General features: G+C 63.1%; 17 protein-coding genes. 15 read left to right on the top strand and 2 right to left on the bottom strand.

All coding sequences use genetic code 11. The features are described 5' to 3' along the window. Positions 1 to 19: 19 nt before the first annotated feature. The 11 genes from argS (at position 20) to surE (ending at position 10,978) form a co-directional block, all read left to right on the top strand. Positions 20 to 1,813, top strand: a complete 1,794-nt coding sequence (gene argS / locus JQ611_RS12115) for an arginine--tRNA ligase (protein ID WP_212465538.1) — start codon at positions 20 to 22, stop codon at positions 1,811 to 1,813. 120 nt (positions 1,814 to 1,933) lie between these two features. Then, entirely contained in the window at positions 1,934 to 3,388 is a 1,455-nt protein-coding gene (locus JQ611_RS12110; protein ID WP_212465537.1) for an SPOR domain-containing protein, read from the top strand. Between the two features lie 47 nt (positions 3,389 to 3,435). Next, positions 3,436 to 4,458, top strand: coding sequence for a beta-N-acetylhexosaminidase (nagZ, locus tag JQ611_RS12105; RefSeq protein WP_212392121.1), 1,023 nt, complete (start codon positions 3,436 to 3,438; stop codon positions 4,456 to 4,458). Next, positions 4,455 to 5,285, top strand: coding sequence for a ScpA family protein (locus JQ611_RS12100; RefSeq protein ID WP_212269933.1), 831 nt, complete (start codon positions 4,455 to 4,457; stop codon positions 5,283 to 5,285). The genes nagZ and JQ611_RS12100 overlap by 4 nt, the downstream gene beginning before the upstream one ends. A gap of 21 nt (positions 5,286 to 5,306) precedes the next feature. Further along, positions 5,307 to 6,038 carry an SMC-Scp complex subunit ScpB gene (gene scpB, locus JQ611_RS12095; RefSeq protein WP_212392119.1) on the top strand — a complete coding sequence of 244 codons (732 nt, stop codon included), beginning with the start codon at positions 5,307 to 5,309 and terminating at the stop codon, positions 6,036 to 6,038. A gap of 230 nt (positions 6,039 to 6,268) precedes the next feature. Further along, positions 6,269 to 6,508, top strand: coding sequence for a twin-arginine translocase TatA/TatE family subunit (locus JQ611_RS12090; protein ID WP_192739514.1), 240 nt, complete (start codon positions 6,269 to 6,271; stop codon positions 6,506 to 6,508). A gap of 139 nt (positions 6,509 to 6,647) precedes the next feature. After that, positions 6,648 to 7,169, top strand: coding sequence for a Sec-independent protein translocase protein TatB (gene tatB / locus JQ611_RS12085; protein ID WP_212392118.1), 522 nt, complete (start codon positions 6,648 to 6,650; stop codon positions 7,167 to 7,169). Continuing rightward, entirely contained in the window at positions 7,166 to 7,993 is an 828-nt protein-coding gene (tatC, locus tag JQ611_RS12080) for a twin-arginine translocase subunit TatC (RefSeq protein WP_211996703.1), read from the top strand. The genes tatB and tatC overlap by 4 nt, the downstream gene beginning before the upstream one ends. A 144-nt stretch (positions 7,994 to 8,137) precedes the next feature. Continuing rightward, a complete protein-coding gene (serS, locus tag JQ611_RS12075; protein ID WP_212465536.1) occupies positions 8,138 to 9,577 on the top strand; it encodes a serine--tRNA ligase in 1,440 nt (479 codons plus the stop codon). Between the two features lie 11 nt (positions 9,578 to 9,588). Beyond that, positions 9,589 to 10,119 carry a hypothetical protein gene (locus JQ611_RS12070; RefSeq protein ID WP_212465535.1) on the top strand — a complete coding sequence of 177 codons (531 nt, stop codon included), beginning with the start codon at positions 9,589 to 9,591 and terminating at the stop codon, positions 10,117 to 10,119. 91 nt (positions 10,120 to 10,210) lie between these two features. Beyond that, positions 10,211 to 10,978 carry a 5'/3'-nucleotidase SurE gene (gene surE / locus JQ611_RS12065; RefSeq protein ID WP_212465534.1) on the top strand — a complete coding sequence of 256 codons (768 nt, stop codon included), beginning with the start codon at positions 10,211 to 10,213 and terminating at the stop codon, positions 10,976 to 10,978. A gap of 129 nt (positions 10,979 to 11,107) precedes the next feature. On the opposite strand, the gene JQ611_RS12060 is transcribed toward surE, so the two are convergent. Next, complete coding sequence (locus tag JQ611_RS12060; RefSeq protein WP_212269939.1) at positions 11,108 to 11,485, bottom strand: response regulator; 378 nt, start codon at positions 11,483 to 11,485, stop codon at positions 11,108 to 11,110. Positions 11,486 to 11,741: 256 nt separating this feature from the next. Here JQ611_RS12060 and JQ611_RS12055 point away from each other — a divergent pair, with 256 nt between their 5' ends. Both JQ611_RS12055 and JQ611_RS12050 read left to right on the top strand, forming a co-directional pair. Further along, positions 11,742 to 12,386 carry a protein-L-isoaspartate(D-aspartate) O-methyltransferase gene (locus tag JQ611_RS12055; protein WP_409363352.1) on the top strand — a complete coding sequence of 215 codons (645 nt, stop codon included), beginning with the start codon at positions 11,742 to 11,744 and terminating at the stop codon, positions 12,384 to 12,386. 110 nt (positions 12,387 to 12,496) lie between these two features. After that, positions 12,497 to 13,879 (top strand): peptidoglycan DD-metalloendopeptidase family protein, encoded by a 1,383-nt coding sequence (locus JQ611_RS12050; protein ID WP_212392114.1) that lies wholly within the window; start codon positions 12,497 to 12,499, stop codon positions 13,877 to 13,879. Positions 13,880 to 14,053: 174 nt separating this feature from the next. On the opposite strand, the gene JQ611_RS12045 is transcribed toward JQ611_RS12050, so the two are convergent. Then, positions 14,054 to 15,025, bottom strand: a complete 972-nt coding sequence (locus JQ611_RS12045; RefSeq protein ID WP_212392113.1) for an ATP-binding protein — start codon at positions 15,023 to 15,025, stop codon at positions 14,054 to 14,056. A gap of 178 nt (positions 15,026 to 15,203) precedes the next feature. Here JQ611_RS12045 and yajC point away from each other — a divergent pair, with 178 nt between their 5' ends. Continuing rightward, a complete protein-coding gene (yajC, locus tag JQ611_RS12040; RefSeq protein ID WP_192739505.1) occupies positions 15,204 to 15,569 on the top strand; it encodes a preprotein translocase subunit YajC in 366 nt (121 codons plus the stop codon). A gap of 39 nt (positions 15,570 to 15,608) precedes the next feature. Next, the gene (secD, locus tag JQ611_RS12035; RefSeq protein ID WP_212392112.1) at positions 15,609 to 17,213 is read left to right on the top strand and encodes a protein translocase subunit SecD; all 1,605 of its coding nucleotides are present in this window, start codon (positions 15,609 to 15,611) and stop codon (positions 17,211 to 17,213) included. The last annotated feature ends 122 nt before the right edge of the window (positions 17,214 to 17,335 follow it).

Below are 17,335 nucleotides of genomic sequence, written 5' to 3'. Positions count from 1 at the left end.
CGGCCGAGGACTTCAAAAAATGGCCGAAAAACCCACTTCTCCGCACCTTTTTGCCGATGTGCTTGCACGCGTGCACAGGATTTGTGCCGTGCTAGCGGCCGAGGAAAACTGGCCCGCCGGCATCGATTTCTCCCGCGTGGTGGTCGAGCCGCCGCGCGATGCGACCCATGGCGACATGGCGACCAATGCCGCGATGGTGCTCGCCAAGGACGCTAAGGCAAAGCCGCGCGATCTCGCCGACAAGTTCGCCGAAAAGCTGCGCGCGGACGATCTGATCGCCTCCGTCGAAGTCGCCGGGCCAGGCTTCATCAATCTCACCTTGAAGCCAGAGGTGTGGGCCGACGCGCTGCGCACGGTGCTGCGCGAAGGCGCCGCCTACGGAGCGAGCGCGATCGGCGGCGGCGAAAAGGTCAATGTCGAATATGTCTCGGCCAATCCGACCGGGCCGATGCATGTCGGCCATTGCCGCGGCGCGGTGTTCGGCGACGCGCTATGCAGCCTGCTGCAATTCGCGGGTTATGACGTCACGCGCGAATATTACATCAACGACGCCGGCGCGCAGGTCGACGTGCTCGGCCGCTCCGCCTATCTGCGTTACCTTGAGGCGCTCGGCGAGGACATCGGCGCTATACCGGAAGGCCTGTACCCCGGCGACTATCTCGTGCCGGTCGGGCAGGCGCTTGCCGCCGAATACGGCGACAAGTTCAAGGCGATGTCGGAAAACGTCTGGCTGCCGATCGTGCGGCTCAAGGCCATCGACATGATGATGGACATGATCAAGACCGATCTCGCCGCGCTCCACATCAAGCACGATGTGTTTTTCTCGGAGCGCTCGCTGATCGAGTCCGGCAACAACAAGGTCACCGAGACCATCGATTATCTGCGTTCCAAAGGCGATGTCTATGAAGGCCGCCTGGCGCCGCCCAAAGGCAAGGTGGTCGACGACTACGAGGACCGCGAGCAAACGCTCTTTCGGGCCACCGCATTCGGCGACGATGTCGATCGTCCGCTGATCAAGTCGGACGGCGCCTATACATATTTTGCGTCCGACATCGCCAACCACAAGAACAAATTCGATCGCGGTTTTACCAACCTGATCGACGTGTTCGGCGCCGATCATGGCGGCTACATCAAGCGCATGCAGGCCGCGGTAAAGGCCGTGACCTCGGGCAAGGCGGCCCTCGACGTCAAGATCGTGCAGCTGGTCAAGCTGCTGCGCGACGGCGAGCCTGTGAAGATGTCAAAGCGCTCCGGCGAGTTCGTCACCTTGCGCGAGGTGGTCGACGAGGTCGGCTCGGACGCCGTTCGCTTCATGATGCTGTTCCGCAAGAACGACGCAGTGCTGGATTTCGACCTCGCCAAGGTGATCGAGCAGTCCAAGGACAACGCGGTGTTCTACGTCCAGTACGGCCATGCCCGCGGCCATTCGATCTTCAAGAACGCCCGGGAACTGGTTCCCGACCTGCCGGAGAGCGATTCCGCCCGGGCGGCCTATCTCGGGGATGCCGCGGTGGAGCGGCTGACGGACCCTGCGGAACTCAGCCTGCTGAAGCAGCTGGCGCTCTATCCCCGGATGATCGAGGCGGCGGCGGTGGCGCATGAACCCCACCGAATCGCTTTTTACCTCTATGATCTCGCGAGTGAATTTCACGCGCTTTGGACCAGGGGGCGGGATTTGCCCTATTTACGCTTCATTATCACTAATGATGCACAGATTACGAAGGCGCGACTGGCAATGGTCCAGGGCGTCGTCTCGGTTCTGGCATCGGGCTTAGCCGTTCTCGGCGTCCACGCTCCGACCGAGATGCGGTAGGCAGGGGCGAAGGCCCTCACAATGGGGATTGTGAGGGTATCTGGCAGGGGCCAATTCGTATTTCATGGCTCGTATGGTCATGGCGGGTTGGCGCTGTCCCGAAGGGGATGCATCTTCACGATGGCTGATCGATATCAGGAACGACCTTTTCCTTCCGACGCCGACGATGATCGCGGCGCGAACCCGGCTGCCCCGGCGAGGGGCGACAGCGATCCGCTGGCGGAGCTGGCGCGGCTGATCGGGCAGTCCGACCCGTTTGACGGCAGCACCAAGACCCCGCACCCACTGCAGTCACGGGCCAACGTGCGCCCGCAATACGACCCCGTGGACGAGGAAGAGGTCAGCGTGGCCGCGGGCCCGCCGCCATGGATGCAGCGCGCCAGGCACGATGCGCCGCCACCGCAACAGGAATACGAAGAGCCGGAGCCGGAATACCAGCCGAGCCCCGTGCATCCCTTGCACCGCTACGCCGCTCAGCAGCCGGCGGCACATGAACAGGACTATCACGAGCCGGCGCAGCAATACGCGGCTGAGCAGCCCGTGGATCCTTCGCGGTATGACGACGCGCTGTATGGCCAGCTCGAATCCGGGCAGCATGAATATGCCCGTGATCCGGCCTTTCCGGATGATCCCTACGCCTACCAGAGCGATTATGAGGAAGAGCCCGAGCCGCCGCGCAAGCGCAGCAACGGCTTGATAACGGTCGCCGCGGTGCTGGCGCTGGCTGTGGTCGGGACGGGGGCTGCCTTCGCCTATCGAACCTATGTCGGTTCACCCCGCAGCGGCGAGCCGCCGATCATCAAGGCCGACAACAGCCCGACCAAGGTCATGGCGACGCCCGGCGATGGCGCCGCTGGCAAGACACCGGACCGCATGGTGCCCGGCGATGGCGGCGAAAAGATCGTTTCGCGTGAAGAGGCTCCGGTCGACGTCAATTCCAGGTCCGGCCCGCGCGTGGTGTTTCCGCCGCTGAACCCGAATGGCGGCCCGCCCTCGGTCGCAAGCGTCTCTCCGGCCGCTCCGCCGCCAGCTGCCGCCGCGAACGGCTCGCTGCCGAACAACGAACCACGGAAGATCAAGACCCTTGCCGTGAAGGGCGACGCCGACAACGGCGGCGTTCCTGCAGGGGTTGCATCGGCAAAGCCGGCGCCGGCTGCCCGTACGGCCGCACCGGCGCCAGCCCCGGCCGCGGCGCCGCGCAACCCGTCATCCGCCAACGCCAGCGCCAATGGTCCGCTCGCGTTGACGCCGCAAGGCGGCGCAGCGCCCGATCCGGCGCCCACCCGTGTCGCCGCAACCAATCCGGCACAGGCTGCGCCTTCCGGCGTCGGATACCTCGTCCAGGTCTCCTCGCAGAAGAACGAGGCCGATGCGCTGGCTTCCTACCGGGCGCTGCAGGGCAAGTATCCATCCGTGCTGGGGACACGTTCGGCTTCGATCAGGCGGGCGGATCTCGGCGAAAAGGGTGTCGTTTACCGCTCGATGGTCGGACCCTTTGGTTCTCAGGAGGAGGCGGCGCAGCTGTGCGGCAACCTGAAAACCGCCGGCGGACAGTGCGTCATCCTCAGGAATTAATGGCCGTTTCCTTGACCCGGGAGCTGTGAGGGGCCTAATCGGCCCCCATGAGCAGCCGCGCATTCATCACAGGCATATCCGGACTGGAATTGAGCGCCGACGAGCGCGCTTTTATCCGTGCCGAGCTTCCATGGGGCTTTATCCTATTCAAACGAAACATTGAGACCCCCGCGCAAGTTGCTTCGCTTGTTGGCGAATTACGCGATTTGATCGGAAACGCCGAGGCGCCCGTCCTGATCGACCAGGAAGGCGGGCGGGTGCAGCGGCTCGGACCGCCACATTGGCCGGTCTATCCGCCAGGCGCCGTCTTTGGGGCGTTGTACGACATTGACCCCAAGTTGGGCTTCAAGGCCGCCCGTTTGAGTTCACGGCTGATCGCAGCCGACCTGATCGACCTCGGAATCACGGTGGACTGCCTGCCGCTCGCAGACGTGCCGATCGCCGGCGCCGACGCTGTTATCGGCAACCGGGCCTATGGAACCGACCCGGGCAAGGTCGCCGCGATCGCCCGCGCCGTCACCGAGGGGCTCGAGCAGGGCGGGGTGTTGCCGGTCCTGAAGCACATTCCCGGCCATGGAAGGGCCACAGCGGACAGCCATTTTCGGCTGCCGACGGTTGATTCGACGAGGGAAGAGCTCGATCGGACCGATTTTGCCGCCTTCCAACCGCTGGCGGACCTGCCGATGGCGATGACCGCACATGTTGTGTTTAGCGCGCTAGACCCCGTCCATCCGGCGACGACTTCTGCGACAATCATCCGGCAGGTGATTCGCGGCGTAATCGGGTTCCAGGGTTTGTTGATGAGTGATGACGTGTCCATGAATGCGTTGGCGGGATCGATCGCCGAGCGGACTCGAGCCATCGTCAACGCCGGCTGCGACATGGTTTTGCACTGCAACGGCAAGCTCGACGAGATGCGCGATGTCGCAGCCGAGACGCCGGAACTGACGGGCGAGGCCCTCAATCGCGCCAACCGGGCGCTGGCCTCGCGAAAGGCGCCGCTGCCGCTCGACCGGCAGGCGGCGCGGGCTGAACTGGACGCGTTGATGAATCGGGTAGGGACGGTATGACGGCGGAGATTCTATCGTTTGAGACCGGACGGCCCGCCGCTGACGGCACCGACAGCGAGCCCTCGCTGGTTGTCGACGTCGAGGGCTATGAGGGGCCGCTTGACCTGTTGCTGACGCTGGCGCGGCAACAGAAGGTCGACCTGTCCAAGATTTCGATCCTGGCGCTGGCCGACCAGTATCTCGTCTTCATCGAGGCGGCGCGAAAGATTCGCCTCGAACTGGCGGCCGACTATCTGGTGATGGCGGCCTGGCTGGCGTTCCTGAAATCGCGGCTGCTGCTGCCCGAGCCGGCGACGCCCGACGGCCCGAGCGCCGAGGAGATGGCGACCGCGCTCGCCAACCGGCTGCGCCGGCTGGAAGCCATCCGCGAGGCAGCCAACCGGCTGATGAACCGGCCGCAGTTCCAGCGCGATATTTTCCCGCGCGGCAATCCGGAATCGATCGCGGAAATCCGCCACCCCAAATTCACCGCGACCCTGTACGACCTGCTCACGGCCTATGCGACGCAGCGTCAACAGAAGGTGCTGGCAACGGTGCATCTGGCCAAGCGCACGGTGTGGTCGCTGTCGGAAGCGCGCGCGTCGCTGGAGCGGCTGGTCGGCGTGGCCGATGACTGGAGCTGCCTCGACGAGTATCTCCTCAGCTATGTCGTCGATCCCTCGCAGAAGGCGACGGTATTTGCATCCACCTTTGCCGCAGCGCTTGAGCTGGTGCGGGAAGGCGAGATGGAACTGAACCAGAAAGAGGCGTTCGCGCCGCTGTATTTTCGTAAGCGTCAGCCGCAAGCGTCCGGGGCGATGTCCGCTTCGGATCTCTCGGTCGAGTAAGTGGAAGAAGGAGACCTAGCCATGGCGAGCCTCGCGGAAAAGCGAATGGAAGAAGCCGAGGAACATTCCGTCGATCCCACGAACGAGCCCGAAGCGCGGCCCGAAGAATTGCGGCTGCTGGAAGCGCTGTTGTTCGCCTCCGCCGAGCCGGTCGATCAGGCGGCGCTGGCCAAGCGCATGCCCGACGGCGTCGACGTCAAGGTCGCCTTGGCGCAACTGCAGGCGGAATACGCCACGCGCGGCGTCAATCTGGTGCGGGTCGCGAACAAATGGACGTTCCGCACCGCCGGCGATCTGGCGTGGCTGATGACGCGGGAGAGCACGGAAACGCGGCGGCTGTCGCGCGCGGCCATCGAGGTGCTCGCGATCATCGCCTACCACCAGCCGGTGACGCGCGCCGAGATCGAGGAGATCCGCGGCGTGATCACCTCCAAGGGCACGCTGGATGTGTTGCTGGAGACCGGCTGGATCCGTCCCCGCGGCCGCCGCAAGACGCCGGGCCGGCCGTTGACGTTCGGCACCACCGACGGGTTCCTGTCGCAGTTCAGCCTGGAAGCACTCGGCGATCTGCCGGGCCTGGAAGAGCTGAAGGGCACGGGCCTGTTGGATTCGCGGCTGCCTTCCGGCTTCAGCGTTCCGACCCCGTCGGACGACGTGGCGCTGCGAGAGGACGAGGATCCGCTGGATGCCGGCGACACCCTGGAACTCCTGCTGGCGCCGGCCGCCGAGCCGGAGACGCCGAGCGAGGGCTAGGGCGCGGACAAAAATATCGAAAACAACCCCATGCAAAGTAGAACGGGCCCGGTTCGGAGCCTGTTCCGCCAAGGGCCGGTTAGTCCTCGAAACCGGATTAACGGTAGCAATAATACGTAGTCGCGACAGCGATTTGCCGCGGCGTAGGTCCTTGTTTTTGACACCTCCCGGGCCTACCTTCCGGCAAAGCTTGGGCCGGATGCCGGCCGTCTCTTTTGGAGGGTTGCAGGATGGGTTCGCTTAGTATTTGGCACTGGATCGTCGTGATCGCAGTGGTCCTGCTGTTGTTCGGCCGCGGCAAGATTTCGGACCTGATGGGCGACGTCGCGCAGGGCATCAAGTCCTTCAAGAAAGGCTTGCAGGACGATGACAAGCCTGCGGAAAAGCCTGCGGTCGAGCCGACCAAGACCATCGATCACAATGCGGCGCCGACGGCGGCACGCACCGATGTCGGCAGCAAGGCTGTTTGACGGTTTAGTCGTAGGCGCCCGTCTGGCGCGGACCGGTGTCCGGTGAAGCCATGGACGCCGGTTGAGAAAAGACGTGGGCCGCCCCAAAATCTTGCTATGGAGATTTGGGTGGGGCGGGGTCGCGTAAGCGGAAATTTTCATGTTCGACATCGGGTGGAGTGAACTGGTCGTCATCGCGGTTGTCGCGCTGATCGCCATCGGCCCGAAAGAGCTGCCGGGCGTGCTGCGCATGGTCGGGCAATGGATGGGCAAGGCCCGCAAGATGGCTAGCGAATTTCAGGGCCAGTTCCAGGAAGCGATGCGCGAGGCCGAAATGGCCGACCTCAAGAAGAGCTTTGACGAGGTCAAGGACGTCGCGACCGGCATGTCTCCCACCAATCTGATGACTTCGCTGCAAAAGGACGTCGGCGACGCCTTGCAGATCGGCGACATCGACAAGCCCGTCAATTCGCAGGTGGAAACCTCGATCGGTGAAACCGTGACGCCCGAAATCGTCGCGCCGACCACGCCGGCCGCCCCGACGGCCGAGACCTTTGTCGAGGCCGAAACCCATCAGGCTGCTTCCGAGCCGCTGGTGATTACACGTGAAGTTCAGGCCGCGCAGCAGCAGGACATCGCGCCACCGGCGCCGGATATTCTCAAGGACGCCAAAGCGTCATGAGCGACGAAGACATCGAGGCCAGCAAAGCGCCGCTGATGGACCATTTGATCGAGCTGCGCTCGCGGCTGATCAAGGCGCTGCTGGCGTTCGGTATAGCCTTCATCTTCTGCTTCTTCTTCGCCAAGCAGATCTACAACGTGCTGGTGTGGCCGTTCGTCTGGGTCGCCGGCCCCGAGAATTCGAAGTTCATCTACACGGCGCTGCTGGAATACTTCCTCACGCAGTTGAAGCTCGCGCTGTTCGGCGCCGGCTTCATTTCGTTCCCGATCATCGCCACGCAGATCTACAAATTCGTGGCGCCCGGGCTCTACAAGCACGAGCGCGGTGCGTTCCTGCCGTATCTGGTGGCGACCCCGTTCTTCTTCGTACTCGGCTCGCTCCTGGTTTATTTCATCGTGCTGCCGATGCTGGTGCGCTTCTCGCTCGGCATGCAGCAGTCCGGCGGCGACGAGACCGCGCAGATCCAGCTGTTGCCGAAGGTCGGCGAATATCTGTCGCTGATGATGGGGCTGATCTTCGCCTTCGGCATCGCGTTCCAGCTGCCGGTGATCCTGACGCTACTCGGCCGGATCGGCATCCTCACCGCAAAACAGCTGCGCGAAAAGCGGCGCTATTTCATCGTGGTCGCCTTTGTCATCGCGGCCGTCCTGACGCCGCCCGACGTGCTGAGCCAGGCCTCACTCGCGCTGCCCTTGCTGGTTCTCTACGAAGGCTCGATCCTCGCGGTCGCCCTGGTGGAGAAGCGGGCCGCCGCCGCAGCCAAGGCTGCGACCGGTACGCCGCCCTCCGCGACCCCGCCGCCCGCGGCCAATCCGGCCGAGTAGGGCGGCTTCGCCTGCGTTTCACCCGACGTGCGGCCCATGATTCGTCATGCCCGGGCTTGTCCCGGGCATCCACGTCTTTTACAGACCGTGCAATGAAGACGTGGATGGCCGGGACAAGCCCGGCCATGACGCAGGAATTTGGCCATGCACGATATCAAATGGATACGCGACAACCCCGATCTCTTCATGGAGGCATTGGCGCGGCGTGGCGGCGATCCCTCGGCCTTGACCGTTGCAATAATTGGGCTGGACTCAAATCGGCGGGACGCCATTCTTGTTGCTGAGAGAATGTTGGCGCGCCGCAATGTAGCATCGAAGGAAATAGGCGAAGCCAAAAAGAACAAAGACGACGTGCGCGCGAGCGGCCTCATGACCGAAGTCAATGAGTTAAAGGCGAAGCTTCCTGAGGCTGAAGCTAAGGTTCGATTATACGAAGAAGAGTTGAAACGGGCACTTGAGGAAATACCGAACTTGCCTCTCGCCGAGGTGCCGGATGGTTCGGACGAGCACGGCAATGTGCAGCGTCAGGTGTTCGGCAAGGCGCGCCACTATGGCTTTGCGCCGAAGCCGCATGACGATCTCGGCGGCGCGCTCGGCTATATGGATTTTGAGGCGGCGGCGAAATTGTCCGGCGCCCGTTTTGTGGTCTTGAAGAAAGGTCTCGCGCGGCTGGAGCGCGCGATCGGGCAGTTCATGCTCGATCTCCATACCAACGAGCACGGCTACACCGAGGTCAATCCGCCCCTTATTGTACGTGATGAGGCAATGCTCGGTACTGCTCAGCTGCCGAAGTTTAGTAACGATCAATTTCGGGTTGAGACTGAGGACGACCAGATAAGACATGCTTACATAAATTTCGAGCAAGATCGAAAAGTTGTTTTGGATTATGCCGAGAAACATGGAATTCAGGCTGCCCGCGACGCTGAGCACAAGGTTCTGGGATTTAGGTATAGGTCCAACCCTGATCGTCGTTGGCTCATCCCGACCGCCGAAGTCTCGCTGACCAATCTCGTCCGCGAATCCATTGTCGACGACAAGGAATTGCCGATGCGTCTCACGGCGCTGACGCCGTGTTTCCGTGCGGAGGCAGGTGCCGCCGGCCGTGATACCCGAGGCATGATCCGCCAGCATCAGTTTACCAAGGTCGAACTGGTCTCGATCACCACGCCGGAGAACAGCCGCGACGAACACGAACGCATGCTCTCCTGTGCTGAGGAAGTATTGCGCCGCCTCGACCTGCATTATCGTGTCATGACGCTGTGCGCGGGCGACATGGGTTTCTCCGCGCAAAAAACCTACGACATCGAAGTGTGGATGCCGGGGCAGGGCGACGGCGGTGCTTATCGCGAAATCTCCAGCTGTTCGGTGTGCGGCGATTTCCAGGCGCGGCGCATGGATGCGCGCTATCGCGGGCCCGACGGCAAGCCGCGTTTCGTGCATACGCTGAACGGTTCCGGCACTGCGGTCGGCCGCGCGCTGATTGCGGTCATGGAAACCTATCAGCAACAGGATGGATCGATTGCGGTGCCCGACGTGCTGCAACCTTATATGGGCGGCCTCAAAGTGATCGAGCACGACAAATAGCAAAGTCGAAAATGGCCCTGCATCGCGACATCCATTGGATCGGCCGGCAATGGGCTGTCACCGGCCTCGGGATGCAGTTGATCGACCAGAAGCTGAAGGGCTTCTTTGATATCGAGGTCCCGCAATTGTGGGACGAGGCGCTGATCGAAACCACGCGCGCCAAGGAATGGCTCAACGTCGCGGATTTCGACAAGGGGCTCGAGGTGGCGCGAAAGCGGTTTCCTCCGGGCAGCGTGACGTCGCCGCCGGCGGCGGCCACCCCAGCGCAGCCGGCCGCATTGGCGGCAGTTCCGGAGGCTCAGCCCGTTCCACCGTTGACATCAGTTGCTTCGGCTCCGCCCATCGTAGCGGCTCCGGTTATCACATCGATCAAGCCGGTTAGAAAAGCGCCGGCGCCTGCGCAAATCACGACGCCTGCAGAACCGCTGTCGCAAGAGGCTGAAATGATCGAGCCGGCAAAATCGGCGCTGGGAAAATTTCAGATGCAGTTTCTGGGTTATGGCAAGTTCATTCGTCCCTGGCGGGTCCGAATGAAAGAGTGACGGTATTTTGGCGGTTTGCCTCGGCGGCGATAGCCGGATAATACGGCGCCCGGAAACCGGCCTCGACTCGAACCAGAAGGCATTTTGACGGATGCGCATTCTCTGCACCAATGACGACGGCATTCACGCTCCCGGTCTGAAGGTCGTCGAGGAGATCGCCCGCGCGCTGTCGGACGACGTCTGGATCGTGGCGCCCGAACTCGATCAATCCGGCGTCTCGCATTCGCTGTCGCTGAACGATCCGCTGCGGCTGCGCGAAGTTGGCCCCCGACACTTTGCAGTGCGCGGCACGCCGACCGATTGCGTGATCATGGGCGCGCGCCACATCCTCGGCGAGAAGCTGCCTGATCTCGTGCTGTCGGGCGTCAACAAGGGCCGCAACGTCGCCGAGGAAGTGGTCTATTCCGGCACCATTGCGGGCGCGCTGGAAGGCACCATTCTGGGCATTCCGTCATTTGCGCTGAGCCAAGAATTTTCCATCGACACGCGCCACGCGCCGCTGTGGGACACGGCGGTGAAATTCGGACCGGATATCGTGCGCAAGGTGATCGACGCCGGCGTGCCCAAGAACACCGTGATCAACGTCAACTTTCCGGCCTGCACCCCCGACCAGGTCAAGGGCATCCGCGTCACGCGGCAGGGCAAGCGCAATCTCGGTTTCCTGAAAGTCGACGAGCGTCACGACGGCCGCGGCAACCCCTATTTCTGGATCGGCTTCGAACGCGCCGCGGTGCTGGACACGCCGGCCGAAGGCACCGATCTCGCCGCATTGGCCGCGCGCTACGTCTCAGTGACGCCGCTGCGGCTCGACCGCACCGATGAAGCATTTTCGGAAGCACTGACGACGACGTTGAAGTGAGACGAAGCGTCATACCCGCGAAGGCGGGTATCCAGTACGCCGCGGCAGCGCGGTTCAATCGACGGTCTCTGGAGTACTGGATCATCCGCTTTCGCGGATGGTGACCGGCAGGGTGTGTGGATAGAGCGGCTAAGCCGCAGCGCTCTTCAGCGCGCTGTTGATCATCTGCGCCAGCGTTTCCAGCTGAAACGGTTTTTGCAGGGCCGGGCGGTCGCGATATTCCTCGGGCAGGCCGGAGGAACCGTAGCCAGTCGCGAAAATGAACGGGCGGTTGCGCGCCTTGATCAGTTCGGCCACCGGCGTGATCACCTTGCCGTTGACGTTGACGTCGAGGATGGCGAGATCGAAGTCGGTCGATTGGGCGAGCTTGACGGCTTCGCCGATTTCGCCGGCCTCGGCGGCGACGCTGTAGCCGAGCTCTTCGAGCATGTCGGCCACCATCATCCGGATCATGACTTCGTCTTCGACGAGAAACACTGAACAGCCCTGCGGCCGCGTCGCCATCATGATGGAATCCTTGCCCTTCCCGAGCTCAAGGTTCGCAAATAACACCAGTCGGCGCAACGACAAGATGGGATAGGCCAAGGCCTGCGGCCCACCCGTCAAGAGTCCGATTTTCCGGGCTCTAACGCTGCTTCCGGACCCTGGTTCCGCGATCGGAACCCATTTTTGAGGAAATTCTTCCTTAAAGCTCTGGTGGCTATTGCATCCAATCTCTGCCGAAGCACTAGATGAATGGCCAGCCGTGACCTTTGAGTCGCTAATGTCGCAAGAACCGCCCGAAAAGATGATGTTCCAGCTGACCCTGCGGCGGCGGGGGATCAGCGACCAGACCATCCTGCGCACCATGGAAGAGGTGCCGCGCGAGACGTTCGTGACCGCTGCCGATCGCGGCCATGCCTATCGCGACAGCGCGCTCGGCATCGCCTGCGGGCAAACCATCAGCCAGCCCTTCGTGGTCGCCTACATGACCGAGCAATTGCAGCTGCAGAAGCAACACAAGGTGCTCGAGATCGGCACCGGCTCCGGTTACCAGGCCGCGGTCCTGTCCCGGCTTTGCAAGCATGTCCTGACCATGGAGCGGTACCGGACGCTGGCCGACAGCGCGCGCGCCCGGCTGGAAAAGCTGGGCTACGACAATATCGAGGTCCTGCTTGGCGACGGTTTCGATATCCCTGCTGGTGCGGGGGATTTCGACCGCATCATCGTGACCGCGGCAATGGAGCAAATTCCCGAACAGCTGCTGGCGCGGCTGGAGCCGGGCGGCATCCTGCTCGCGCCGGTGGGGCCGCATCAGGGCGTCCAGACGCTGGTGCGCGTCACGAGGACTGACGCAGGGTTCGATCGCAAGGCGCTGGTCGACGTGCGCTTCGTGCCGGCACTGCCGGGAATTGCCCGCGAACTGTAGAAGCACGGGATTGGCGGTTTCCGCCAACATCTTATTTGAAGGGTTAAGCGGTTATTTACTCGGGACGTGTTTACTCAAAAGAGTATTTTGTTGCGTACAAGTGAGTAACCATGTCCCGTGTCGCCGAGTTACTTCGCTCGCGTCGCATGCCGCAGATTGCGGTGCTGACGCTGATGTCGGTTGGCTTTGCCGGCTGCAGCGCCGATATGCAGACGCGCTTGTCCCAAAACACTTTATCAAACCCGTTCAACTATCAGCCGGACGCGACCGGTACGGTGCAGCAGGCGCCGGCGCCCCAGGTCGAGCGTCGCGAACTGCCGCAATATGCGCGGCCGCAAGCCCAGGCTCCGCAGTATCAGTCGCAATACCAGTCGTCGGCCTTGCCGCCACCGCCGCCCGTGGTCACGGCGCCGCGGTCCTATCAGGCCGCAGGCAACGGCGTGTCGGGAGGAGGCCGCGGGCTTTCGTCCTATACCCCGCCGGGTCAACCCAAGCTTGAGACCACCGCCACCGTTGCGCCGCGCTCGGTTGCCGCTGCGCCCGCACATGGCGGCACCACGATCATCGTCGGTACCAGCGACACGCTCGACATCCTGGCCAAGCGCTACAACGTTTCGCCGGCCGCGATCCTGCAGGCCAATGGTTACAAGGGACCGCGCGCGCTATCGCCCGGCCAGCAACTGATCATCCCGCGCCAGGCCGTCGCCGCCGCGCCCGCGCCGGCGGTAGCGCCGCCGGTCAGCAAGCCGGTCGCGGCCGTGGCAGGGCCGTCGAGCGTACACGTCGTCAATCGCGGCGATACGTTGATGAGCATTGCACGCCGCAACAACCTTCCGGTGGCGGATCTCGCCAAGGCCAACAACCTCGACACATCGGCCAAGCTCAGCCTCGGCATGAAGCTGACCGTGCCCGGCGCCAAGACCGCCGCCGCACCTGCGGCGCAGCCGGTTGCACCGGTGCAGCAAGTCGCAGCGGTCGCAGCGCCTGCCGCCAAGCCGTTGACACCCGCCGCACAGCCGCAAAGCGCGCGCCTGGCGCAGTCGACCGTCAATGTCGAGGAAAAACCGGCGGCCGAAGCGCCGGCGGTCAAGTCCAGCGAAGCCACTGGCGCGCTGCCGACCTTCCGCTGGCCGGTACGCGGCAAGGTCATCACGACCTACGGCGCCAAGACCAACGGCAAGGCCAATGACGGCATCAATCTGGCGGTGCCGGAAGGTACCCCGGTGAAGGCTGCCGAAGACGGCGTCGTCGCCTACTCGGGCAATGAATTGAAGGGTTACGGCAATCTCATTCTGGTTCGGCACTCCAACGGTTACGTCACCGCATATGCCCATGCGAGTGAGCTGATGGTGAAGCGCGGCGACACGATCAAGCGCGGCCAGATCATTGCCAAGTCGGGCCAATCGGGTGAGGTGGGGTCGCCGCAACTCCACTTCGAGATCCGCAAAGGATCTTCACCGGTTGACCCGCTTCAATTCCTGAACGGGGCGTGAGGCGCTCAAGAGCGTCCACATCCAGAACTGTCGTCGCCCGCCTTGTGCGCAATTGCGCACTGGAGCGGGTGATCCAGTATTCCAGAGACGCGTGATTGAGCCGAGAGGCTGCGGCGTACTGGGTCCCCCGCTTTCGCGGAGGACGACAGTCGTGTGCTGTTTGCGCGTAACGAACTATTTCTCCGTCAGCCGCACACCCAGCCGTCCCGCCAGCTCCTGCGTGAACTGCCAGGCGACGCGCCCCGAGCGTGAGCCGCGTGTCGTCGACCATTCCAGTGCTTCGCGCTCCAGTTCCTCATCGGCAAGCTTGATGCCGTAATGGCCGCAATAGCCGCGGACCATCGCCAGATATTCGTCCTGGCTGCAGCGGTGGAAGCCGAGCCACAGACCAAAGCGGTCCGACAGCGAGACCTTTTCCTCGACCGCTTCACCGGGATTGATCGCGGTCGAGCGTTCGTTCTCGATCATTTCGCGCGCCAGAAGATGCCGGCGGTTCGAGGTGGCGTAGAGGATCACATTGTCCGGGCGTCCCTCGATGCCGCCTTCGAGGACCGCCTTCAGCGATTTGTAGGAGGCGTCGTTGCCGTCGAAGGAGAGGTCGTCGCAAAACACGATGAAGCGGAATGAAGAGCTGCGCACCCGGTCCATCAGGCCCGGCAGGCTCTCGATATCCTCGCGATGGATCTCGATCAGCTTGAGTTTTTCGGCCGGCTTGCGCTTGAGGTTGATGTCGGCATGCGCGGCCTTGACCAGCGACGACTTGCCCATGCCGCGCGCGCCCCACAGCAGCGCGTTGTTGGCCGGCAGGCCGTCGGCAAACCGCTCGGTATTCTCGATCAGGATGTCGCGCATCCGGTCGATCCCCTTGAGCAACCCGAGGTCGACCCGGCTGACGCGCGGCACCGGCGCCAGCCGCCCGTCCGGGTGCCAGACGAAGGCGTCCGCAGCCCCGAACGACTCAGGCCCCGAGGTCGCCGGGGAGGCCGCGGAAAGGTGGTTCGCGATGGCCTCCAGCGCGTCCGCGATGCGCTCGGCGGTGGCGTCTTTGGAGGGGGCTGCCGGACGTTTTGTCGCGGATTTCGCAGTCCTCCGCGGGGCTGCTTTGAAGGTGGCGCGAGCCGCTGTTTTCTTGGGCTTTTTCGACATTTTCCCTGTTCCTGACCGCGCAGCCATAACGGGCCTTGGAAGCTCCCGCAAGCGGCCTAAATGAGGGGGCTGGCAGCGTTGCAATTGGGACGGCCGCCGCTATAGTCCGCGCGAATTTGCCCGGACCGGCCAGACGCTTGCGTCGCCGGTCGTTTCCCGTCTCACGAGGATTGTTCGAATGCTGATTACCCCTGCGTACGCCCAGGCTGCAGCCGGTGGCGATGCCAACAGCATGTTGATGTCGCTGCTGCCGTTCGCGCTGATCTTCGTCATCATGTACTTCCTGATTCTGCGCCCGCAGCAGAAGAAGATCAGGGACCATGCCGAACTGGTGAAAAACATCCGGCGCGGCGACACCGTCGTGACCTCCGGCGGCCTGGTCGGCAAGGTGACCAAGGTTGTCGACGACGACCAGATCGAGTTCGAGATTTCCGACGGCGTTCGCGTGCGCCAGATGCGGCAGATGATCTCCGGCGTTCGCGCCAAGGGGGAGCCGGCCAAGGAAAAGGCCGAAACCGCCAAGGACGAGACGTCCGCGAGCTGATTTGCGCTCTGCATACTCCTGATCTGACGGGTCAACTCGATGTTGTATTTCACGCGGTGGAAGGCGCTGGCGATCATTCTGACCGCCTTGGTGGTGTGCCTGTGCGCCGTTCCGAATTTCTTCCCCGAGGCCAAGGTAAAGACCTGGCCGAAATGGGCGCAGCGCCACATCGTGCTCGGCCTCGACTTGCAGGGTGGCTCGTCGCTGCTGCTGGAAGTCGACTCCAATTACGTCAAGAAGGAAAAGCTCGACCAGGTGCGCGACGACGTCCGCCGTGTGCTGCGTGAGGCCAAGATCCAGTATACCGGCCTCAGTGCCCGTGCCGATGTCGTCGAAGTGCGCATCACCAAAGACACCGATGTGCCGACCGCGCTGACCAAACTGCGCGAACTGTCGCAACCGCTTGGCGGCCTATTAGGGTCGAGCGGCCAGCGTGGCCTCGAGGTCGCTGACGGTGGCGGTGGGGTGATCCGGCTGACAGTCCCTCCGGCCGCGGTCACGGAGCGCATCCGCCAGTCGGTCGAACAATCGATCCAGATCGTCGAGCGCCGCGTCAACGAACTTGGAACGGTCGAACCCTTGATCCAGCGTCAGGGCATCGACCGCATCCTGGTGCAGGTGCCGGGCCTGCAAGATCCGACCCGACTGAAGGACATTCTTGGCAAGACCGCCAAGATGGAATTCCGGATGGTCGATCTGACGGTGCCGCCGGACCAGGCACAACGGGGGAGCGTACCGCCGGACTCGGAGTTGCTGCCCAGCGCCGACCCGCAGTATCCGCAGCCCTATGTGATCAAGAAGCAGGTGCTCGTCTCGGGCGGTGACCTGATCGACGCCCAGCCGGGCTTCGACCAGCGCACCAACCAGCCGATCGTTTCATTCAAGTTCAACAGCTCCGGATCACGGAAGTTCGCGGCGGCGACAACAGAACACGTCAAGGAACCGTTCGCGATCGTGCTGGACGGCAAGGTGATCTCGGCGCCGGTCATCCAGGAACCGATCACTGGCGGCTCCGGACAGATATCCGGTAACTTTACGGTGCAGGCCGCCAACGACTTGGCGATTCTGCTCCGCGCCGGCGCGCTGCCTGCGCCGCTGACCATCATCGAGGAACGCACCGTCGGTCCGGGCCTCGGTCAGGATTCGATCGAGAAGGGCGAGCTTGCGGCCTATGTCGGGTCGATCCTGGTCATCGTGTTCATGCTGGTGACGTACCGGCTGTTTGGGGTGTTCGCCAATATTGCGGTCGCCATCAACGTCGCCATGATCTTCGGCATCTTGTCGCTGCTGAACGCCACGCTGACGTTGCCGGGCATCGCCGGCATCGTGCTCACGGTCGGTATCGCTGTCGACTCCAACGTGCTGATCTACGAGCGCATCCGCGAAGAGTTGCGCGGCGGCCGCACCGCGATTTCGGCGATCGACGCCGGCTTCAGGCGCGCGCTGTCGACCATTCTCGACTCCAACATCACGACCTTCATCGCCGCCGCGGTGCTGTTCTATATCGGCACCGGGCCGGTGCGCGGCTTCGCCGTGACACTCGGCATCGGCATCATCACCACCGTGTTCACCGCGTTTACCCTGACCAGCCTGATCGTCGCCGGCTGGGTACGATGGAAGCGGCCGAAGACCGTGCCAATCTGAAGCATGATCCCGAAAAGTGGACACCGGTTTTCGGAACAGATCATGCTTCCAAACGAAAATAGAGCGACGAACATGATCCAGCGTAGCTGGATCATGTTCGCGCGGAGAATGCGGAGCCAGCT

Origin of the sequence: Bradyrhizobium sp. AUGA SZCCT0182, assembly GCF_018130185.1 — a bacterium.
Taxonomy (GTDB): domain Bacteria; phylum Pseudomonadota; class Alphaproteobacteria; order Rhizobiales; family Xanthobacteraceae; genus Bradyrhizobium.
The sequence above is the reverse complement of the archived record's forward strand: the minus strand, read 5'-3'. Positions and strand labels throughout refer to the sequence as shown.